Annotated in this window: 22 protein-coding genes, 1 tRNA gene and 1 pseudogene; 8 read left to right on the top strand and 16 right to left on the bottom strand. The window is 58.9% G+C overall.

All coding sequences use genetic code 11. The features are described 5' to 3' along the window. Window positions 1-26: 26 nt before the first annotated feature. On the bottom strand, window positions 27-833 hold the full coding sequence (locus C8K58_RS11165) for a cytochrome c (RefSeq protein ID WP_092355454.1): 807 nt from the start codon (window positions 831-833) through the stop codon (window positions 27-29). A 639-nt stretch (window positions 834-1,472) separates the two neighbouring features. On the opposite strand from C8K58_RS11165, the gene C8K58_RS11170 reads away from it, so the two are divergent. The 3 genes from C8K58_RS11170 to C8K58_RS11180 all read left to right on the top strand — a co-directional run bounded on the left by C8K58_RS11170 (window position 1,473) and on the right by C8K58_RS11180 (window position 5,659). Further along, a complete protein-coding gene (locus C8K58_RS11170; protein WP_092355451.1) occupies window positions 1,473-2,678 on the top strand; it encodes an acetyl-CoA C-acetyltransferase in 1,206 nt (401 codons plus the stop codon). A 16-nt stretch (window positions 2,679-2,694) separates the two neighbouring features. Next, a complete protein-coding gene (locus C8K58_RS11175; RefSeq protein ID WP_027603644.1) occupies window positions 2,695-4,839 on the top strand; it encodes a 3-hydroxyacyl-CoA dehydrogenase NAD-binding domain-containing protein in 2,145 nt (714 codons plus the stop codon). A gap of 94 nt (window positions 4,840-4,933) precedes the next feature. Next, a complete protein-coding gene (locus C8K58_RS11180) occupies window positions 4,934-5,659 on the top strand; it encodes an amidotransferase (protein WP_027603645.1) in 726 nt (241 codons plus the stop codon). Here C8K58_RS11180 and C8K58_RS11185 read toward each other — a convergent pair. From C8K58_RS11185 to C8K58_RS11195, 3 genes are all read right to left on the bottom strand, one after another. Further along, window positions 5,656-6,627, bottom strand: coding sequence for a magnesium and cobalt transport protein CorA (locus C8K58_RS11185; protein ID WP_027603646.1), 972 nt, complete (start codon window positions 6,625-6,627; stop codon window positions 5,656-5,658). The two genes, C8K58_RS11180 and C8K58_RS11185, sit on opposite strands and share 4 nt — an antisense overlap. 140 nt (window positions 6,628-6,767) lie before the next feature. Beyond that, entirely contained in the window at window positions 6,768-7,490 is a 723-nt protein-coding gene (locus C8K58_RS11190) for a 1-acyl-sn-glycerol-3-phosphate acyltransferase (RefSeq protein WP_108573725.1), read from the bottom strand. Between the two features lie 212 nt (window positions 7,491-7,702). Beyond that, window positions 7,703-8,395 carry a crotonase/enoyl-CoA hydratase family protein gene (locus C8K58_RS11195; protein ID WP_027603648.1) on the bottom strand — a complete coding sequence of 231 codons (693 nt, stop codon included), beginning with the start codon at window positions 8,393-8,395 and terminating at the stop codon, window positions 7,703-7,705. 336 nt (window positions 8,396-8,731) lie between these two features. Here C8K58_RS11195 and C8K58_RS11200 point away from each other — a divergent pair. Together C8K58_RS11200 and C8K58_RS32680 are read left to right on the top strand one after the other, a co-directional pair. Beyond that, window positions 8,732-8,821, top strand: a tRNA-Ser gene (locus C8K58_RS11200). A 220-nt stretch (window positions 8,822-9,041) separates the two neighbouring features. After that, a complete protein-coding gene (locus C8K58_RS32680; protein WP_081744368.1) occupies window positions 9,042-9,254 on the top strand; it encodes a hypothetical protein in 213 nt (70 codons plus the stop codon). Window positions 9,255-9,377: 123 nt separating this feature from the next. Here the strand turns inward: C8K58_RS32680 and C8K58_RS11210 are convergent, their stop codons facing one another. Next, on the bottom strand, window positions 9,378-9,986 hold the full coding sequence (locus C8K58_RS11210; protein WP_027603649.1) for a hypothetical protein: 609 nt from the start codon (window positions 9,984-9,986) through the stop codon (window positions 9,378-9,380). 337 nt (window positions 9,987-10,323) lie between these two features. Here C8K58_RS11210 and C8K58_RS11215 point away from each other — a divergent pair, with 337 nt between their 5' ends. After that, the gene (locus C8K58_RS11215; protein ID WP_081744369.1) at window positions 10,324-10,689 is read left to right on the top strand and encodes a hypothetical protein; all 366 of its coding nucleotides are present in this window, start codon (window positions 10,324-10,326) and stop codon (window positions 10,687-10,689) included. Between the two features lie 320 nt (window positions 10,690-11,009). On the opposite strand, the gene C8K58_RS32685 is transcribed toward C8K58_RS11215, so the two are convergent. The 8 genes and pseudogenes from C8K58_RS32685 to C8K58_RS11255 all read right to left on the bottom strand — a co-directional run. Beyond that, complete coding sequence (locus tag C8K58_RS32685) at window positions 11,010-11,207, bottom strand: short-chain dehydrogenase (RefSeq protein WP_081744370.1); 198 nt, start codon at window positions 11,205-11,207, stop codon at window positions 11,010-11,012. Between the two features lie 394 nt (window positions 11,208-11,601). Beyond that, window positions 11,602-12,642 carry a DMT family transporter gene (locus tag C8K58_RS11225; RefSeq protein ID WP_027603650.1) on the bottom strand — a complete coding sequence of 347 codons (1,041 nt, stop codon included), beginning with the start codon at window positions 12,640-12,642 and terminating at the stop codon, window positions 11,602-11,604. Between the two features lie 77 nt (window positions 12,643-12,719). Further along, the gene (locus tag C8K58_RS11230; RefSeq protein WP_027603651.1) at window positions 12,720-13,073 is read right to left on the bottom strand and encodes a gamma-glutamylcyclotransferase family protein; all 354 of its coding nucleotides are present in this window, start codon (window positions 13,071-13,073) and stop codon (window positions 12,720-12,722) included. A 17-nt stretch (window positions 13,074-13,090) separates the two neighbouring features. Beyond that, the gene (locus C8K58_RS11235; RefSeq protein WP_108573726.1) at window positions 13,091-13,750 is read right to left on the bottom strand and encodes a M24 family metallopeptidase; all 660 of its coding nucleotides are present in this window, start codon (window positions 13,748-13,750) and stop codon (window positions 13,091-13,093) included. 70 nt (window positions 13,751-13,820) lie between these two features. Then, complete coding sequence (locus tag C8K58_RS11240) at window positions 13,821-14,399, bottom strand: DUF4337 domain-containing protein (RefSeq protein WP_027603653.1); 579 nt, start codon at window positions 14,397-14,399, stop codon at window positions 13,821-13,823. 56 nt (window positions 14,400-14,455) lie between these two features. Further along, window positions 14,456-14,821, bottom strand: a complete 366-nt coding sequence (locus tag C8K58_RS11245) for a DUF2784 domain-containing protein (RefSeq protein WP_108573727.1) — start codon at window positions 14,819-14,821, stop codon at window positions 14,456-14,458. 49 nt (window positions 14,822-14,870) lie between these two features. Next, entirely contained in the window at window positions 14,871-15,197 is a 327-nt protein-coding gene (locus tag C8K58_RS11250) for a helix-turn-helix domain-containing protein (RefSeq protein WP_027603655.1), read from the bottom strand. Beyond that, a pseudogene (locus tag C8K58_RS11255) lies at window positions 15,181-15,432 on the bottom strand (type II toxin-antitoxin system RelE/ParE family toxin); the annotation flags it as partial. The pseudogene C8K58_RS11255 and the gene C8K58_RS11250, both read right to left, overlap by 17 nt. A 259-nt stretch (window positions 15,433-15,691) precedes the next feature. Between C8K58_RS11255 and C8K58_RS11260 the strand changes: the two are divergent. Next, window positions 15,692-16,381, top strand: coding sequence for an HAD-IA family hydrolase (locus C8K58_RS11260; protein ID WP_098478907.1), 690 nt, complete (start codon window positions 15,692-15,694; stop codon window positions 16,379-16,381). A gap of 48 nt (window positions 16,382-16,429) precedes the next feature. Here C8K58_RS11260 and C8K58_RS11265 read toward each other — a convergent pair whose 3' ends face one another. Then, window positions 16,430-17,176, bottom strand: coding sequence for a 3-oxoacyl-ACP reductase family protein (locus C8K58_RS11265; protein ID WP_027603657.1), 747 nt, complete (start codon window positions 17,174-17,176; stop codon window positions 16,430-16,432). Window positions 17,177-17,302: 126 nt separating this feature from the next. Here C8K58_RS11265 and C8K58_RS11270 point away from each other — a divergent pair, with 126 nt between their 5' ends. Continuing rightward, window positions 17,303-18,226: a LysR family transcriptional regulator gene (locus C8K58_RS11270; protein ID WP_092355433.1), complete on the top strand. Its 924-nt coding sequence runs from the start codon at window positions 17,303-17,305 to the stop codon at window positions 18,224-18,226. A gap of 13 nt (window positions 18,227-18,239) precedes the next feature. Here C8K58_RS11270 and C8K58_RS11275 read toward each other — a convergent pair whose 3' ends face one another. Both C8K58_RS11275 and C8K58_RS11280 read right to left on the bottom strand, forming a co-directional pair. Beyond that, window positions 18,240-18,968 (bottom strand): aspartate/glutamate racemase family protein, encoded by a 729-nt coding sequence (locus tag C8K58_RS11275; RefSeq protein WP_027603659.1) that lies wholly within the window; start codon window positions 18,966-18,968, stop codon window positions 18,240-18,242. Between the two features lie 13 nt (window positions 18,969-18,981). Next, complete coding sequence (locus tag C8K58_RS11280) at window positions 18,982-20,511, bottom strand: NCS1 family nucleobase:cation symporter-1 (RefSeq protein WP_027603660.1); 1,530 nt, start codon at window positions 20,509-20,511, stop codon at window positions 18,982-18,984. Between the last annotated feature and the right edge of the window lie 337 nt (window positions 20,512-20,848).

A 20,848-nucleotide genomic window follows, 5' to 3' on the forward strand; every position in this document is an offset into this window, starting at 1 on the left:
CGCTCGCCACCGAGATCAGGCTGGGATCAGGGGTGTTGTTTACGCCCCGCCATATGCTTCAAGTACCCCACCAGCAATTCCAGCTCGCTGTCAGGCAACACCCTGGCGGCGAACGCTGGCATCTTCGCCTGCGGCCAGTGCCTCAGGCTCTGCGGGTCGCGGATATAGCGCTTGAGGAAGTCGCCGCTGAAATATTCCGTAGGGTTGTAGGGAACATTCAGGTCCGGCCCCACCTGTGCATCGCCGGCGCCATTGAGGCGGTGACAGGCCAGGCAGTTCTTCTGGAACAGCGCAAAGCCCTGGTTGACCGGATCATTCGCAGCCAACTTCGGGTCGGGCAACAGCGCCGGAAAACGTTCGGCCACCGTCTTCAACTGCTTGATCGCGGAGATCTGGAACGGCCACTGCTCCGGGCTGATATGCCCGGCCTGCGGATCGGTCCACACCAGGTAGAACGGCCCGGCACTCGGCTTGCCGTCTGCCAACGGGGGCCATGGGTGGACCGGGTCTTCCACGGCCAGCCAGGCGCGGGCGCCGTTTTTTTGCAGCAACGGTGCAGCCGTCAGTTCGGCGGCGAAGCCATCCAGGGCAACGGCTTGCAGATGATTATCGGGCTGTAGGCCCGGCAGGAGCACTGCCAGCGGTACTGCGCGATAGGTCATGTTGCGCTTGTAGGAAACGTCATCGACGACCTGCACTGTCTGCGCGTCCGGATGCTTGAGCAGGTCGGCGGTCTGCCAGGTCTTGCGGCTGTGATCCAGCTCGACGGTCAATTGCGCCGCCGAAGCGGGCAGGGCGAGGAACAAGGCAAGGAATGCGAAGATCGGTTTCAAGACGGCGGCCCCGTGTTAAGTGGCGATAGGGCCCACGATAGCGGAAAAGTGCAGGTAAAAAGGCAGCCCCTGCAACAGGATCGCTATGCACGAAGTCCCGGCAGGTGCTGCCAAAAGCGGTAATCCTGAGGAAAGAACAGGCTCAAGAAGAGGTCACCCAATGACCTTGGTCAAGTTGGGCAAGATCAGAATCAATGTGGTGGCGAACAGAATAAGTCCCGCCTGACGTACTTTCGAATGTTTGAACATGGCTGACTGCCTTTTGTTGTTATTCCTGAGCGTCAAATGCGTGCCGTTGAATATGAGTATCGCAATGTGACGTGTCGCTTTTCTTACAGCTGCTCCAGCAAAACCCGGCAGCAACTTCTTACTGATTGAACCTTAGAGCCCTCGTTCTGCGCGGCTTAGACCCATTTCATATCACCTGATCAGCATTTCAGCTTAAAAAGGCATGAGGCATAACGCCATCTTGGCGCCAATGCCTTGGCTAGACAGCTAAAACGATTAATCCAGCAATTACCTTAGGTGCCTACCGTTCGTCCGAGCGTGGCGGTCAAAAGCAATGAGCGCATCCGTCATTGAAACCGTGTCAATCGGGCCTAAGGTAAGGGCATTACTGCGCAATGGTTCGAGGACGTCATGACCCAAGCTTTGATCTTTGATGCGATACGCACGCCCCGCGGCAAAGGCAAGGCCGACGGCGCCCTGCACAGCGTCAAGCCGGTAAACCTGGTGGCCGGCCTGCTCACCGCGCTGGCACAACGCAACGACCTCGACACCCAGCAGGTGGATGACATCGTGCTCGGCTGCGTTACCCCGGTGGGCGACCAGGGCGCCGACATCGCCAAGACCGCCGCGCTGGTGGCGGACTGGGCCGTCAGCGTCGCCGGTGTACAGATCAACCGCTTCTGCGCCTCGGGCCTGGAGGCGGTTAACCTCGGCGCGATGAAAGTGCGTTCCGGCTTTGAGGACCTGGTGGTGGTCGGCGGCGTGGAGTCCATGTCCCGCGTGCCCATGGGCAGCGATGGCGGGGCCTGGGTGCTCGACCCGCAGACCAACATGCACAGCCACTTCACGCCCCAGGGCATTGGCGCCGACCTGATCGCCACCCTGGAAGGTTTCACCCGCGAGGATGTCGATACCTTTGCCCTGCAGTCCCAGCAGAAAGCCGCCAGGGCGCGTGCAGACGGTTCCTTCAACAAGTCGTTGATCGCGGTGCAGGACCAGAACGGCATTGTGCTGCTGGACCATGATGAATTCATTCGCGCCGATTCCACCCTCGAAGGCCTGGGCAAGCTCAAGCCCAGCTTCGAAATGATGGGGCAGATGGGCTTCGACGCCACCGCGTTGCGGGTCTACAGCCATGTAGAACGCATCCACCATGTACACACACCGGGCAATAGCTCGGGCATCGTCGACGGCGCCGCATTGATGTTGATCGGCTCCGAAGCGAAGAGCCGCGAGCTGGGCCTGCAACCGCGGGCACGCATCGTCGCCACGGCCGTCACTAGCACCGACCCGACCATCATGCTCACAGGCCCGGCGCCGGCCACCCGTAAAGCGCTGGCCAAGGCCGGTTTGCGCGTAGAAGACATCGACCTGTTCGAGGTCAACGAGGCCTTTGCCTCGGTGGTGCTCAAGTTCATCAAGGACATGGGCATCGACGCCGCGCGCGTCAACGTCAACGGCGGCTCCATCGCCATGGGCCACCCGCTGGGCGCCACGGGTTGCGCGATCCTCGGCACCCTGCTCGACGAACTGGAGGTGCGCCAGCAGCGCTACGGCCTGGCCACCCTGTGTGTCGGCGGCGGCATGGGCATCGCCACCATTATCGAACGCCTCTGAGCCCAAGGAATTTGTCATGACCGCTGCCATTCGTTACGAAAAAGGCCAGGACCAGATCGTGGTGCTGACCCTCGACATGCCCGGCCAGAGCGCCAACACCATGAACGCCGCGTACCGTGAGGCAATGGCGGCCACCGTCGCACGCCTGCAAGCGGAAAAGGACGACATTGCCGGTGTGGTTATCACCTCGGCGAAGAAGACCTTTTTCGCCGGCGGCGACCTCAATGAACTGATCAAGGTCGACAAGGCCCACGCCAAGGATTTCTACGCCAGCGTCCTGGTGTTGAAGGCGCAGCTGCGCAGCCTGGAAACCCTCGGCAGGCCGGTGGTGGCCGCCATCAATGGCGCAGCCCTCGGCGGCGGTTGGGAGATCTGCCTGGCGTGTCACTACCGCGTCGTGCTGGATGACAAGTCGGTGCAACTCGGTTTGCCGGAGGTCACCCTTGGCCTGCTGCCAGGCGGCGGTGGCGTGGTGAGGATGGTGCGCATGCTGGGGCTGGAAAAGGCCTTGCCGTATTTGCTCGAAGGCAAGAAAGTCCGGCCCCAGCAAGCGCTGCAAGCCGGGTGGGTCGATGAGCTGGCGGCGGATCGCACTGAGCTGCTGGCCAAATCCCGCGCATGGATTCTCGCCAATCCGCAGGCCAGTCAGCCGTGGGACAACAAGGCCTATCAGATTCCCGGTGGTACGCCGTCTCACCCGAAAGTGGCGCAAATGCTCGCCATTGCACCATCGATTTTGCGCAGCAAAACCAACGGCTGCTTCCCGGCCCCGGAGAAAATCCTCTGCGCCGCCGTGGAAGGCGCGCAGGTGGATTTCGATACCGCACATGTGATTGAAACCCGCTACTTCACCGAATTGGTCACCGGGCAGGTGGCGAAAAACATGATGGGCACCTTCTGGTTCCAACTCAATGAAATCAACGCCGGCAGCTCGCGGCCTCAGGGCTTTGCGCCTTACGTGACGCGTAAGGTCGGGGTACTCGGTGCCGGGATGATGGGCGCAGGCATCGCCTATGTCAGCGCCTGCGCCGGTATCGATGTGGTGCTCAAGGACATCAACCAGGCGGCCGCCGAGAAGGGCAAGGCGCATTCGACGGCGCTGTTGGACAAGAAGGTCAGCCGTGGGCAATTGACCGCCGAGCAGCGCGAAACCACCCTCGCGCGGATTCATCCTACGGCTTCGGATGCTGATCTGGCCGGCTGTGACCTGATCATCGAGGCCGTGTTCGAAGACCGTGAACTCAAGGCCAAGGTCTCGGCTGCCGCACACAATGTGGTCGGCGCCGACGCGGTGATCGCCTCCAACACGTCTACCTTGCCCATCAGCGGCCTGGCCACGGCGGTGCCGGATCAAGGCAAGTTCATCGGCCTGCATTTCTTCAGCCCGGTGGACAAGATGCCCCTGGTGGAAATCATCAAGGGCGCCCGCACTTCGGACGAAACCCTGGCCCGAGGGTTCGATTTCGTCCTGCAAATCAAGAAAACTCCGATCGTGGTCAACGACAGTCGCGGGTTCTTCACCTCGCGGGTGTTCGGCACCTTCACCCATGAAGGCATCGCCATGCTCGGCGAAGGCGTGGCTGCGCCGATGATCGAGACCGAGGCGCGCAAGGCGGGTATGCCGGTGGGGCCGCTGGCGGTGTCCGATGAAGTGTCCCTCAGCCTGATGAGTCATATCCGACAGCAGGCTGCCAAGGATCTGCAGGCGGAAGGTAAAACAGTCCCACGCCATCCGGCGACGGTGGTAATTGATCTGTTGGTGAACGAGTACAAACGCGCGGGCAAGGCGGCGGGAGGCGGTTTCTACGAGTACCCGGCGGGCGGGCAGAAGCATTTGTGGCCTGAATTGAAAGCGCGCTTTGAGCGAGCCGACCAGCGCATTTCAGCACAGGATGTGCGCGACCGTTTGCTGTTTATCCAGGCCATCGAGACCGTGCGCTGCGTAGAGGAGGGCGTGTTGATGTCCACCGCGGATGCCAACGTGGGGTCGATCTTCGGGATCGGTTTTGCCGCCTGGAGTGGTGGCGCGTTGCAGTTTATCAACCAGTACGGCCTCAATGACTTTATCGCCCGTGCCCGCTACCTGGAGGAACAGTATGGGGAGCGGTTCTCGCCGCCGGCGTTGTTGCTCGACAAAGCTGCGCAGAACACGACCTTCTGACGGTTTTGGGCATGCACAGGGCTTGCCTTGTCAGGGTATTTCAAGGCAGGCTCTGGGGTGTGCATTATTCCCATCACCGTGTCAGGTATTTTTTATGTCGCTACGCGTCTGTATCCTGGAAACCGATATCCTGCGTCCAGGCTTGATCGATCAATACCAAGGCTACGGGCAGATGTTCAAGCGCCTGTTCTCCAAGCAGCCGATTGCCGCCGAATTCGTTGTGTACAACGTGGTGCAGGGCGAATACCCGTCGGACGACGAAGTGTTCGACGCCTACCTGGTGACCGGCAGCAAGGCCGATTCCTTCGGCACCGACCCCTGGATCCAGACCCTCAAGACCTACCTGCTCGAACGCTATGAGCGCGGCGACAAGTTGCTGGGCATCTGCTTCGGCCATCAATTGCTCGCGCTGCTGCTGGGCGGCAAGGCCGAGCGCGCGGGGCAGGGCTGGGGCATGGGCATTCACGATTACAAACTGGATACCAAGGCGCCGTGGATGAGCCCTGAAGTGCCAGAGTTGACGCTATTGATCAGCCACCAGGACCAGGTCACCACCTTGCCGGACAATGCCACGGTCATCGCCTCCAGCGAGTTTTGCCCGTTCGCCGCCTATCACATCGGCGACCAGGTGCTGTGCTTCCAGGGGCACCCGGAATTTATCCATGATTATTCCCGCGAGTTGCTGGAGATTCTTCAGACAACCCTGGGTGAAAAAGTCTACACAAACGGCGTGGCCAGCCTGGCGCGCGACCACCACGGCGTGACCGTGGCGGAATGGATGATGCGCTTCGTGGCGCACAAGCCTGAGGCCCGGGTTTAAAGCCAGCCCGAGCGCTTGAAACTGGCCCACAAGCCGGTGCAACCGAACGCAATAAACCCGAGCACCGCAAAATAGCCGTAGTGCCATTGCAGCTCGGGCATGTTCTGGAAGTTCATCCCATAAATCCCCGCCACCGCGGTGGGGAACGCCAGGATCGCCGCCCACGCGGCAAACTTGCGCTGCACCACGCTCTGGCGCGAGGCCTCAAGCAATACACCGATCTCGATGGTCTGGCTGGCGATATCGCGCAGGGTGGTGAGGTCTTCCATCTGCCGCGTGACGTGGATCTGCACGTCACGGAAATACGGGCGCATGTTCTTGTCGATAAACGGAAAGCTCAGCTTCTGCAGTTCCTGGCTGATCTCCACCATCGGCGCCACATAGCGCTTGAGTCGCAGCACGTCGCGGCGCAGGCCATGGATCTTCTGGATATCGCGCTCGCTCAGCGAGCTGCACAGCACGTTGTGCTCCAGTTCATCGATCTCGGCGTGGATCGCCTCGCTGACCGGCTGGTAGTTCTCGGTGACAAAATCCAGCAGGGCGTAGAGTACGAAATCTTCCCCATGCTCCAGCAATAACGGCCGCGCCTCACAGCGTTGCCGAACAAAGCCGTAGGACGCCGAATGGCCGTTACGCGCGGTGATGATGTAGCCGTTGCCGGCGAAGATATGGGTCTCGATAAACTCCAGCTTGCCGTTCTCGCGCACCGGTGAATAGGTGACGATAAACAGTGCGTCGCCGAAGGTTTCCAGCTTGGGGCGGCTGTGTTTTTCCAGGGCATCTTCGATGGCCAGTTCATGCAGGTTGAACTGGCGTTGCAGGTTGGCCAACTCCTGGGCGTTGGGCTCTTCCAGGCCGATCCACACAAAATGCCCGGGTTTGGCGGCCCAGGCCGCGCCTTCGTCTAGGGTGATATCCGTGACTTTCTTTCCGGCGCTGTACACGGCGGCCGCAACAACTCTACCCATGGTGCTGATCACTTCTTATTAGGAGGACAGGTGTTGGGCAGCTTAGCTTGAATGACGTTCCGTTGCGGCGTCTGCAGGTGCTCGCTTTTTGTGACGAGCAAGCTTGTTTGCGTGGGGAGGCCAGGCCCCCCGGAAGGTGTTCAGGCAGGTTGCACTTCGCGATCCATCGCTGTAATGCACTCATCCATCTGCGCCTGACAGGTCTGCATCAACTGCGGGATGTCATCCGAAGTCAGGCCCACAGTAGGAATCGGCGGCAACGAGCGTATGAGCACATCACCGCTGTTCCAGCGATTGAGCTTCATATGGGTGACGTAATTGCTGACACACACCGGCACGATGGGCACGCCAGCGGCGATGGCCATATGAAACGCGCCTTTCTTGAACGGCAACAAGCCTTTGCCCAGATTGCGCGTGCCCTCCGGAAACACCCAGATCGAGGTGTCCTGATGCTGCAACGTATGAGTGGTGGTGAGCATCGCGCGACGTGCCTTGTGCGCATTGCCGCGGTCGATCAGCACATTGCCCGCCAGCCAGAACAACTGGCCGAACAGCGGTACCCATTTCAGGCTCTTTTTGGCGATACACACGGTGCGATGGGGCACCACGGTGCCCAGCACAAACAGGTCATAGTTGGACTGGTGGTTGGCGATGATCACACACGTACCAGGCTTGTTGCGCAGGGAGTCGACATCGGTCTTCACCTTCAGGCGCAGGATCCACATGGCCGGCAGCGCATACAGGCGCGCACACAAGCGACTGTTGTCCGGGTGGAATGGCCGGCAGGCCCCGAGCAGCACGCCCAGTACACCGGCCACCATAAAGTGCAGGCCCATCAATAACATGCGTAACAGAAAAAGCATCGACACGGCCCATCGGGATAAAAGGTGGCGCAGTGTACGGATGTGCACTGAATTCGGCAATTACCCGTAAAGAGGTAGGAGATGGGCGATGTTTAAGCACATGTTTCATCATGTGCCGATATAGGCAGGCTAGAGCGGCTAAAGATGTTTCGGATTCATTTGTACGAAAAAGCCCGACGCAAGGTCGGGCTTCGATGTTCCGGTTGTAGGTATTAACTCAGGATATGCCCCTGATCCTGGATGATTGCCTCATCCAACGCCTCCAGCAACGCCTTACGCACCTTCAGCTTGGTGTGCTTATGGGCATTCATATTCAGCTTCTTCAACTGACGTGCCGCTTCCAGCGCCGCCGCCTGCAGCTCTTCAGGTGCCACCACCTTGTCGAGGAAACCGGCCTGCAACGCGCCTTGCGGGTCAAACATCTCGGCATTGATCACCGAGCGATGAAACGCCGATTTACGCAGACGGTCCCGCGCCAGCTCGATACCGGCGTGGTGCATGGTCATGCCGATCGCCACCTCATTCAGGCCAATGCTGAACGGGCCTTCCACCCCGATCCGATAATCTGCCGACAACAACAGGAAAGCACCCTTGGCCACCGCATGCCCAGGGCACGCCACAATCACCGGAAACGGGTGGGACAAAAGGCGACGTGCCAATGTCGAGCCCGACGTCACCAGGCCGATGGCTTCTTTGGGGCCGGCTGTCATCACCTTCAAGTCATACCCACCCGACAGGATCCCCGGCGTGCCGGTGATGATCACCACCGCCCGATCTTTCTCGGCCTGGTCCAGCGCTGCATTGAACGCACTGACCACATCCGGAGAAATGGCATTCACCTTGCCGTTGCTCAGGGTCAGGGTCGCGATACCGTCTTCGAGGTGGTAAGCAATCAACTCACTCATGACGCGGTTCCTTGTAGGATTTGTTATAGAGAGGCTGTTTATAAAGGCGCATGCGCAGACGTTACCCACCACGCCCGCCCCGGTAAAGCGCCGTGACTGACTGCCCAGTCAGACTTTCCCCGCAGGGAGAACGCCGGAAGGCCTGGAGCAGGGCGCAACACTGGCCCCAGACACAGGACGCCCATGCCCAAGAATGGCAGAATCACCACCCCTAGCCGGGCACATCCCGGCATACCCATCTAACCGCATGAAAATTCTGAAAAAAACCTTTGCCATCAGAAAGGCTTTCGACTACATTAGCGCGCCTCGACAGACTGAACTGGTTTGACGAGATACGGTGAAGTGTCCGAGTGGCTTAAGGAGCACGCCTGGAAAGTGTGTATACAAGAAATTGTATCGAGAGTTCGAATCTCTCCTTCACCGCCACATTTTGAAAACGCGAACCCCTGATTTTCCTAGAGAAAGTCGGGGGTTTGTGGTTTTTTGCGTCCGAAAAATGCCCTCATGGGACCGCCATGGGACTGGCGCCCTGTTCTGGTGTGAAAATTAGCGGAAGAAGTATGATGGGCTCAAAAGCCAACACTTGGACCAGAAAACTGTTCTAGCCCGCGTGAATTAGGATTTCCGCAACTCTCATCAAGGACGACTGCCAGATAACTCAGGTTGCAATATCGCTGCAGCAGACGCTTTGACGTTGCTCCTGCACATTCAGCATGCCTTGGGTGCGGCGATTGAAGAGACCACTAAGTGGCTTCCAGAGAATGGCGTAGTGAGTGCTGCAGATAACGCAATCATGGCCACGGCAACTCTGGACACAAATGCAAAAGCGATTACCGACGCGATAATATGCCTGCGGTAGGCCTAGGGAATATCACCTCGCAGGCAGCAATCGGCCAATAACTGACACTCCGTTTGTCTACAAATCCAGAGCGCTTCACTGCGTAGCCGATGAAACGAATACTTTTTAAAAACTGCTAATCTTTCACGTCTGTTGATTAAAAGATCGCTTAAAACTCTGATTGATTGACATACTAAATATGGCTCGGTCAACTGTGAAATCTAATGTGTCGGATACGGCGATTAGTGACCTTAATTCTTCAGGGAAGTCTTCGATGCTAGCGCATGCCGTTGGAATCAAATATCGAAAGTAGTCTCCAATTCCCGCGTCGCCCTCATAACCAATCGGATTGTCTTCGCTGGACACGTAATCTTCTAGCGCGTGATAAACATAGAAGCCTTTTATTGATGGAATTGAATACTCCGTGAGCTCTTGATAAAAGTTCGAACTCTCTAAGACTATGCGTTCCATTTCGCCGCGCGACGAGGGTTTGAGCTCCCTGCGAAACCTATATATATCTAAAAGAGTTTGACCTTCCTTGTTTTTTGGATAACTTTGAAACTCACGCGACTCTTCCCACATAAACTCATTTATACTGTCGAGTTTTTTCTCTAGCTCTGGAATAGCCAACAAGCTCGAAGGGATAGGGCCGAAACAGTTATTCACCATTACAGCTATACGCCCATGTCGATCCATGGCGAACCACGTGAAGATAGTCCCAAAACTTGGCTGCCAATCTTTATCTAACGGCATTACTTCACCTCTGGTAAAACGTGTATATCGCCTGAGATTATTATCGCCAGTGCTGGATTGGCCCTGTTACAGAAACTTTACTGATCCAGGATCCTACCCTGTGAACTATTACCAGCACTAGATATTTACTGACGGGATGGGGCAGTGTGGCATAGGCCTCTGGGTCAATTCGACGTCAGTTTCAACAGGCTCGTGCCTAACGTCCACTTTTTCCTGCTTTTGCACGGTATGATCAACGTCAGCTTGCGGCCAAAAGCAGGCTGTGGACAGGTAGCTGTTGATGTCTCTACGCTGGACGATCTAGTGACAGCACAGCGGTAAAAAAGGAGTAGTCACGTTGGAAGTTGCCATTGATCGAGATAGCGTTCATGCAGGAGATGATCTGGGAAGCCATGCGACGTCGATCACACTCGATCCATCAGCAACGCTGCGCGCCTTAATCGAAGTGATACAAGATGCCGGCTACTTACCGGGTATCAATGGAGGCAAGGCTACTTGGATTATTTGGTCGTCTGACAAACCAATAGGTGTTTTAGCGCAGCAATGGCCAGCACCTAAATTGACCGTGCCGCCCGACAGCACCGTTGATCAGTATTTCGGAAATACCGAACCTCGCCTTCTGTTCAGATATTGGTGTCAGGCAGATCCAGATGAGGTCTTTTCGAATATCAAGACCGGAAATGAGCTACCTTCACGATTTTAGGATTGGCGGTGGACATTTCTGTCGATCAATGCGGTTCAGATGACTGCTATGGGTCGATAGCTGGCTTTCAAAAATTCATCTGGACGCATTACGAATAACGCCGCTTATGTAAAAAGGGTCCCCACACTTTGACCTGGTGCGGGGGCCTTTTTTCGGGCTCCGGAAACCAATCCCCCCTAGAGTGGCCTACCGGCTCCCGGCACTCTGGTTTTACAAGGAAAAGCGGAAAGATTTATTTGATTTTTAAACAAAACCCCTGATTTCGAAAGAAACCAGGGTTTTGTAATTTTCGGATTCTGAAAAAGTCTGTGAGGATTAAATCACGCGCCCGCCACATCCATCCGTCGCCCTATGACATCCAGCAAATCGCATCCGTCTCGTAGAGGGATTGAGCAGAGCAATGCAAAATCGCTCAGAACAACGGCATCGCAGCTGATTTCACTGTGTAGTACGAGGTTCTCCAGGACTTGGGTGACGGCGTGAAGTCGATATGTCGCGGCATCGAGCAGTATCTGCAGAGGCGCGGTGGTGTCGACAAAAAGAGCAGGAGTGGCGCTTCTGAGGGCTTTGTAGGAAGTTGCTCAAATCTATTGCTGCTGTGCAATACATCGCTTACCAAACTTAAAATAGCTTACTGATTTTTAAGATTTAATATTTCATCCTAAAGTCTTGAGCCTTGCATAAGCAATTTCAGGCGACCGCATTCCTGTGGCGAGCGGGCTTGCCCCGCGTTGGGCTGCGCAGCAGCCCCAAAACCAGGCGCAGAGGAGTGCCTGATAGACCTCATTCGTCTTCATCAGGGGCGCTTCGCACCCCAACGCGGGCGGTGCGACGCTTCGACAAGCCCGCTCGCCACAAAGGTCCCCGTTTGCTGCGCGACAGCGCTACGTCGAAGAGGTAGTGGGGGCTCCCTCAATGCCGATGCCGATGATGCACATCCGGAAAATGCGCATGGCTGTGCCTCAGCGGACTGTGCACATGCACATGGCTATGGGGTTCCGCCGGATCCCACGCAAACCCGTGCTCATGCTGATGGTGTTCATCATGCACATGCCGATGCCCGTGTTCCGTCGCGTCATGCTGATGTTCATGGGCATGCCGCTCCGTCAGGTGCAGCCAAACCCCCACGGCCATCAGCGCTGAGGCAATCCAGAACGCCAGCGTCACTGACTCACCCAACAACAGCAGCGCAATCGCGGCCCCCAGGAACGGCGCAGTCGAAAAATACGCCCCCGTGCGTGCACTGCCCAGTCCGCGCAACGCCAGCACGAACATCACCAGGCTGATGCCATAGCCCAGAAAACCCACCAGCAAGATAGGCGCCAGCTGCGCCATGCCCGGGATCCGCGCCCCGAGATAAAGCGCCAACCCGCCATTCACCAGCCCCGCGATCAACCCCTTGGCCCCGGCGATAAACAGCGCGTCCGACGCAGACACTTTGCGCGTCAGGTTGTTATCGATCCCCCAGCACAGGCACGCCACGGCAACCGCCAGCGGCCCCGTCCAGTCATGGCTGGTGCCACCGCCGTCGGCCCCTGACAACACCACGCCGCCCAGCACGATGGCGATCATCCCCAGGACGATGCGACGGTCGGCGTTTTCCCTGAACACGACCCAGGCGATAACGGCGGTCAGCACCGATTCCAGGTTGAGCATCAGGGAGGCGGTGGCGCCGGCGGTGCGGGTCAGGCCGAACATCAACGCGACGGGCCCGAGGATGCCGCCGAATGCGATGGCGCCGAGCAGCCAGGGCCATTCCGAAGGGGTTAGCCCGGAGGGTTTCCAGCCGCGATCACGAATCACGCGCACACCAGCGAGGCCGACGCCACTGCCAAGATAGAGCAGGCCGGCGAGCAGCACGGGCGAGAGGCCCAGGCCGAGGTGTTTGGCGAGCGGGGTGCTGGCGCCGAACAGGGCGGCGGCGGCGAGTGCGTAGAAGATACTGAGGTTCATGGGCCATCCTCGAAAGGTTGGCCCATGATACGTCGCGGGCTCAGGTTAAAGCTTGGGCGATTTGGGCAACGTCATCTTCAGGCTTGCACATACACCCACGCCGTCAGCCCGGACGCCAACGTCACAGCCATGCGCTTGTAGTCCGCCACTTCATACGCATCCGCCGCCGCCAGTTCCTGCTCGGAAATCTGAAACACCATCCCCTCAATACGCGCCCCCGCCTCGGTGGTAGGTTGCACAATCGGGTGATGGGTCTTGCCACTGCTGGCCAGTACCTGCGGGTCGGTGATTTCTACCCAGCTTTGTGCGTAGCCCAGCATTGCATCGTGTCGGCCTGCCAGTTCCCGCCCGAAGTTGGCCAGTTGCACGGTTTTGTCCTGCAATGTGCCGTAGGAAAACAACAGCACAGAGTGTTCAGTGGAGCGTTCCATTTCTGTTCCTTTAACGGTCAGGCGAGTAAGTCTTCATAGAAGGCGCCGTAGGGCTTGGTCGGGTGGGCGATCTGGATTTCCAGGATCCACAGCCCTGCATTCGGGTAGTGCTCGAAGTCACCCAGGTCGCCGCCACGATGGATGGCGTGGGGGAAGTCGCTGACGCGATGGCCCTTGATGTCCAGGTTCAGTTGCCAGCCCATGGCCTGGGCTTGTTCTTCGGCGTAGCGGTAAAGCTCCAGGCCGGCGCCCCGGTCGTCTATCCAGCGCGCTTGCACGCGGTCGAACAGTTCCTTGGCGGCGTTGGCGCAGGCGATCATGTCCGCGTCGTTGCCGGTGGCGAAGGTCGCGCCGGCGTCACCTTCGTGGCCTTGCCACACGGCGCCCATGTCGATGAAGAAAATGTCGTTGTCGCCCAGCACCGGGTCGCCATCGGAGCGTTGTTTGAAGGTCTTCAGGGTGTTGGCGCCGAAGCGCACCAGCAGCGGGTGCCAGATGCGTTGCATGTCGAGTTCGGCAAGCACGTGCTTGCCCAATTCGCGTGCTTCGGATTCCAGCATGCCGGGGCGGATGCGCTGGGCGAGGTGGTCGATGGCTTGCCAGGTCATGGCCTGGGCATAGCGCATGGATTCAATGCTGTAGGCGGCGCCCACGGCTTCTTTGGGTTGTGCGGACACCGGTCTCTCCTTGGGTAGCGTTATGCCATTTACTATATAGCGATGAGTGCAACGCGCCCAAGTAAAATTGCTAGATATGCAGCCAGGCCAGGCTACCTAGCACCACCGCGACACCCGCCGCCGCATAGGACATGCGCTTCAACCATTCCCTTCTCGTCAACAACGTAATCGCCGCCAGCGAAATCGCGATCTGAATCGCGGTCATCGCCTGGGCCCAACGATGATGCTGGTGCAGGGCCTGCTCGGATTTTTCATCCCATTCCTTTGAGGTCGCTTCCAGTTTTTCCGCTTGCTTGCGTACCTCTTCCTTCTGGCTTTTGTAGCGCTCGATCTCATCCTTGTAATGGGCGGCATCCACACCGGGAATATGGGTCGCGAGTTCCGCCAGGTTCTGTCGGCTGGACTTGGCCTGGTAGTAGTTCCATTGGTTGGCGGCGTCGGTCTTGATGATGGCCGCGTTGTTCTTGTCCATCGCCGCCTCACTCTCGGTGGAGCCGGCCTGGTAGCTGAGCATGGCGCCGAGGGTGGCCATCAGCGCGGTCATGACGGCGATGCGGCTGGCGAAACTGTCACCACGGGCGTGGGCATGTTCGGTGGTGTGTTCGAGGTGTTTTTCGTGGGGGCTGGGGACTTCGAAGGCTTCGGACATGGGGGCGCGCCGGTGAAGGGACTGAGGGAGTCTGATTCTTCACCAGAGAAGCTGTCTCAAGCCTGTACGTAACGCCTGATCAAGCGTACATACACCGCGATATTGATCGCCAGCACCAACCCGCCCAGGCCCAGTTGGATCTGTGGCGTCAGCCCGGCCGGGTAGATCAGCGTAACGATGTAATGCTCGATAAACCCACCGCCATAACCGTCCTGCCCGGCGAGGTGGCGAAACAGGTTTTCCCAGCGGGTCAGCGGGCAGGGCAGGTGGAACACTTCGACCGCCACGCCCCATGCGGCGGCGGGCAGGTGCAGCCAGATAACCGGGCGCCATTTCAGGGCCAGCAGCCCACCAAACAGTACGAACAGGATGAAACACAGGTGGAACAGCACGAGGCTGTCTGCGGCTAGACGATAGAGCATAGGGTTTCGCTTTTAAGTGGCTGGAAGGCGCGGACTGTCCCGGTTGACCTTATAGCTCGAGCTGAGCGGCGTTAATGCCAAATGCCTTGGCAATCTTTTCCCGCGTCGTCCGGCGAGGTTTGTTCACCGCCTCTTGCTGGGCAAATGCGGATTGGGAAATCCCCAGGCGTAGGGCGACTTCTTCCTGGGTCAGGTTCAGGTGTTCGCGCCAGGCTCGGATCGGAGTGGCTCCATCTACCAGGCGGCTGACGACCGCGTGGGGGATGAGGTTTGGATCGTTCTGCCGGGCCAGATAGTGTTCATAAGGGATCACCACGAACGCTGGCTTGCCCTCCGTATTGTGGATGATCTGTATGGCAGTAGGTTCGCTCGTCACGTTTCTTGACCTCTTGAATGCTGACTACCTGGATATTGCCGTCCCAGTCGAAAAGGACTCGGTAACTCCCGACCCTTAATCGGTAACCGCAGGGGTGGTTGACCAACGCCTTGACGTTGACTGCGTCGGGCATGCGTTCAAGTACGAAGACGGCATCACGCACTTGTTGCTGATGATACGAATGCAATCGAAGCAATTGCTTGACGGCTTTTCGGGTCCAGTGGATTGAGTTCATCAGAAGTTAATAAGTCTTTTATAAGGTTTGCAAGGGGTATTTTTCAGAGGAGAGCTATCGGCCGAACGCTCTGTTCCTACAAACCCTAGACGGCCGCATGGCACGCAAGCGGGTAAAACTGTTGCGCGGTATGAATCACTGATCGCACACAGATTGCAGGCGTGTGCCGACTCAATACCTGGCCGCGAAGGTTGCTTGCAGGCAACCCAGGCCGTTATTGTGCTGAATCCATTTAGTCCTTCCTCCAGGGTTTGTAGTGATGAATGCACCGCGTACCGCAGTCGGTCCGATCAAGGCCGTGATTTTCGATATGGACGGGTTATTGCTGGATACGGAAGGCATCTACACCGAAGTCACGCAGATCATCGCTGAACGCTACGGACGAACCTACGACTGGGGCATCAAGCAGCACATCATCGGGCGCGGCGCCCAGGATTTGGCCGACTATGTGGTCAAGGCGCTGGACCTGCCGATTACCCCGGCTGAATTCCTCGAAATTCGCGAGCCGCTGATGAGCGAGCGCTTTCCCAAGGCCTTGGGCATGCCCGGCGCGGAGGCGCTGGTGCGGCACTTGAAGGCGCACAACATACCGATTGGCGTGGGCACCAGTTCGTCGCGCAATTCGTTTGGCCACAAGACTACCCTGCACCGCGAGTGGTTTGGTTTGTTCGACACCATCGTCACCGCTGACGACCCGGAAGTCGGCGCCGCCAAGCCTGCGCCGGACATCTTCCTTACTGCTGCGCGCCGCCTGGGCGTTGCGCCCGAGGATTGCCTGGTGTTCGAAGACTCGCCGTTTGGTGTGACGGCGGCGAAGGCCGCCCATATGACCGCCATCGCCGTGCCCGATGAGGCCATGGCCGACAGCAAGTACCAGCATGCCGACCAGATCATCCGCAAGCTTGCGGATTTCGACCTGGCGGCCTATGGCCTGCCGCCCATCTCCTGAACCAACAAGGTCAACCTGTGGGAGGGGGCAAGCCGCTCCCACATTGGGTTATGCGCTGAACCCACCATCGATAGTCAGGCTGGCACCGGTGATATACCCCGCTTCCGGCCCGGCCAGATACGCCACAAAACTGGCAATCTCTTCCACATGCCCGTAACGTCCCACCGCCATCAACCCGATCAGGCTCTCGGCAAAATCACTGTTTGCCGGGTTCATATCGGTGTCCACCGGCCCAGGCTGCACGTTATTGATCGTGATGCCACGCGGCCCAAGATCCCGCGCCAGGCCCTTGGTCAAACCGACCAGCGCCGCCTTGCTCATTGCGTACGGGCCACCACCGCCAAACGGCATGCGTTCGGCATTGGTGCTGCCGATGTTGATCACCCGGCCACCTTCACCCATATGCCTGGCGGCTTCCTGGGTGGCGATAAACACGCTGCGTACGTTGATCGCCAGGGTCTGGTCGAAGTCTTCCAGCTTGAAGTCTTCCAGCGGTGCGATGGCCAGCACGCCGGCGTTATTCACCAGGATGTCCAGGCGGCCAAAGGCTTCCACGGTGGCGTTGACCGCGTTGCGGATCGCAGTGGCATCGGCGCTGTCGGCGTGAATCGCCAGGGCTTTGCCGCCTTCGCTGATCACGCTGTGCTGCAGGGCTTCAGCCTTGGCGGCCGAGCTGACGTAGGTAAAGGCAACGGCTGCACCCTGGGCGGCCAGGCGCTTGACGATGGCGGCGCCGATGCCGCGGGAACCGCCTTGGATCAAGGCGACTTTGCCGCTGAGGTTGTGTGTGGTCATGTCGATCTCCTGGTCATTCAAGGCGCAATGCCCTGTTGTTGGAGCCGAGTATCGACCTCGCTCGCCGCTGCCGGTAGACCGTGATTGCTATAGTCTGTGTAAACCAAAAGTTTAGAGTGGGGCGACATGGAAAGCTTTGGCAGTATCGAATGCTTCGTGCGCAGCGCTGAAGGTGGCAGCTTTGCCGAGGCCGCCCGGCACCTGAGCCTGACCCCGGCGGCGGTCGGCAAAAGCGTCGCCAAGCTGGAGGTGCGCCTCGGCGTGCGGCTGTTCCAGCGCAGCACCCGGCGTCTGGCCCTGACCGAAGCCGGCAAGTTGTTCCTGGCCGAAGTCAGTGGCAGCCTCACCACCATCCAGAATGCTGTGGCTAACCTGGCCAGCGCCGAAGGCCGGCCGGTGGGCACGCTCAAGGTCAGCATGGGCACGGTGTTTGGCAATCGCTACGTGGTGCCGTTGCTGGGGGCGTTCATGGCGCGCTTTCCGGATATCAGCCCGGACTGGCATTTCGATAACCGCCAGGTGGACCTGATCGGCCAGGGCTTCGATGCCGCTATAGGTGGCGGTTTTGAGCTGCCCCAAGGGGTGGTGGCGCGCAAGCTGGCGCCGGCGCATCGGGTGCTGGTGGCCTCGCCGGGTTACCTGGCGCAGCGCCCGCCGGTGCGCGAGCCCGAAGACTTGTCGCGCTGCAAGGGCATTCTGATCCGCTCGCCGCAAACCGGGCGTATCCGGTCCTGGCAGTTGACCAGTGTCGAACGTGAACACCGCCCGCTGGTGCTCAAGCCCGGCATGACCATGAGCGACTCCGAAGCCGCCTGCTGTGCCAGCGCCCAGGGCCTGGGGATTGCGCTGGTGAGCATGCCCATGGCCGTGCCGTTCCTCGACAGTGGCGCGGTGGTGCGCGTGTTGCCCGGCTGGTGTGTCGACGACGGCAATATTTCCATCTACTACGCCGAGCACAAACTGCTGCCCGGCAAGACCCGGGCGTTTGTGGATTTCATCATCGAGCAGTTTGCCGAGAAGAAGCTGGGCCAGAGGTTCAGCGCAATCTGAAAGCAGGTGCCGGTCAGCGGCCGAACCGAGTCGGCCAGCCAATCACCTGCTTCGGGCGTGGCGTCGCGTAAGTGCGGATCTTCGACGTCGACAACCCCAGCCGCACCAGGGATTCGGCAATGGTCACCGCCGCCGTCACCCCATCCACCACCGGCACCCCGGTGCGCTGACGAATCTGCTCATCCAGCCCGGCCATGCCGCCGCAACCCAGGCAGATCACTTCGGCCTTGTCCTCGCGGATGGCCAGTTCCGCCTGGCGCACGATGGCTTCCATGGCGGCCAGCGGGTCTTCTTCCAGTTCCAGCACTGCCATGCCGCTGGCGCGCACCGAGGCGCAGCGCTGGTACAGGCCGGCGAGTTTCAGGCGGTCTTCGATCAGCGGCACGGTGCGGTCCAGGGTGGTCACCACGGAGTAGGCGTGGCCCAGGAACATTGCGGTGCTGGCTGCTGCTTCGGTGATGTCCACCACCGGCACATTCAGCAATTCCTGCAAGCCTTCCCGGCCGTGCTCGCCGTAGCCGGCCTGGATCACCGCATCGAACGGTTGGTCGTAGGCCATCACCCGGTCCATCACGGCGATGGCGGCCAGGTAGCTTTCAAAGTTGCCCTCCACCGACTCCGCGCCGAAGTAGGGCGTGAGCCCGACAATCTCGGTGCCCGGCGAGGCCACGGACCGCGCCTGCTGAGCGATGGTTTCAGTGATGGATTCGGTGGTGTTGACGTTGACCACAAGGATACGCATGGAATGTCCTTACTCAGTGACTGACGTTATCGACGGCAATGCTTTCGCCGCTGACATCGGCGTAGAACGGCTGGCGCTTGGCGATCAGCAGGTACAGCAACCCTGCAATACCGGCGCCAAACAACCAGGAAAACGGTGAGACGCTGGCAAATCCGGGCAACAGCGCCAGCAGGATGGCGATCACGGCTGCAGGAATAAACGCCGCCACGGCACGCATATTCACCCCACGGCTGTAGTAATAAACGCCATTCGGGTTTTCGCTATACAGCTGCGGCACGTCCACCTGGCTTTTACGAATCAGCCAGTAATCGACCATGATCACCCCGTACAGCGGCCCCAGCAGCGCGCCCAGGCCGGAGAGGAAATACACGATCACCAACGGGCTGTTGTAGAGGTTCCATGGCAGGATCAGTACGGCCACGGTGGCGCTGATCAAGCCGGCGCGGCGGAAGTTCAGGTACTTGGGCGCCAGGTTGCTCAGCACAAAAGCCGGCGCGACGAAGTTGGCCATGATGTTCACCGCCACGGTGACGATCAGGAACGCCAGGCAGCCCAGCACGAGAAAGAAGGTATTGGGGATGGCTGCAATGATTTCAGTCGGGCTTTCGATCACTCGGCCATTGAGTTGGAATTGCCCGCCGCACAGCAGCACAGTGATGGCGGCAAACACCAGGATATTCACCGGCAGGCCCCAGAAGTTGCCGACGAGGATGGTCTTGCGGCACGGCGAAGAGCGCGCGAAGTCGCAGAAGTTGAGGATCAGCGTGCCATAGATCGCCAGCCACAACGCGCCACCGGCAAAGATATTGCGCCACATCTCGCCGCCGCTCAGCGGTTCGCGGATCGACCAGGCAATGTTGCCGCCGGCCTGGAAGTACATCCAACCGGCCAGCGCCGCCACCGTCAGCAGAATCACCGGTCCGGCGAAGCCTTCATAGCGGCGCACCATCTCCATGCCATAAGCCAGGATCACCAGTTGCACGAACCAGATCGCCACGAAACAGGCCCAACCCAGAGTCGATAATCCCAGGATCGAGTTGTGGTCATAGTCGGCAAAGCCCGGATGAATCGCCGTCAGCAGTACGCGGAACACCACCGACGCCAGGTACGTCTGTATACCAAACCAGGCAATCGCGATCACGGCGCGGATCAACGCCGGGATCTGCGCACCGTGAATGCCGAAGCTGATGCGGCTGATCACCGGAAACGGCACGCCGGTCTTCTGGCCCATATACCCCGACAGGTTCATGAAGAAGTACACCAGCGCCGCGCCGATGCCCAGGGACAACAGGATCTGCCAGCCGCCCAGGCCCAGCGCGTAGAGACCGATGGCGAACGAATAGTTGGCGATGTTGTGCACGTCATTGGTCCACAGCGCGAAGATGCTGTAGCGCCCCCAGCGTCGGCCTTCGATCTTGGTGGGCGCCAGGTCCTTGTTGTGCAGGCGCGGGCTGAGCACCAGGGGGCCGGGGCTCGCGGCGTCCGGGTTCAGGGCGGAGGAGGGCAGATCCAGTGCGATGTTGTTCGAGAGGCTTGTACGCATTCCGGCAGGCTCCAGCACATCTGCCGGGGCGCTGCAGATGGCAAAGTGTATGTAGGTTTTGTATTTATTGTATACAAAGCGTATTTCACCTTAAGCCACATGCGTGCCAGCTTTGGATCTATGAAAGTTCTGGGTAATTTCGTTTTTATAGGTTAGTTAAATAACTGGCTGAATTTGAAGAAATATAAATTGACCGATTGAACAGCTATTTATTTTTGCGCTGTCAGCCTGTGATTCGCCAGGTCAATCGACGGGAGGGGAGAGGTGTTACGTTATGGTGCGGCTGAAGAGAAATTGCACACATAAATGGCACCGATGGTTACATCTATGTGTACAT

It is taken from the genome of Pseudomonas sp. GV047 (genome assembly GCF_003058245.1).
GTDB lineage: Bacteria > Pseudomonadota > Gammaproteobacteria > Pseudomonadales > Pseudomonadaceae > Aquipseudomonas > Aquipseudomonas marginalis.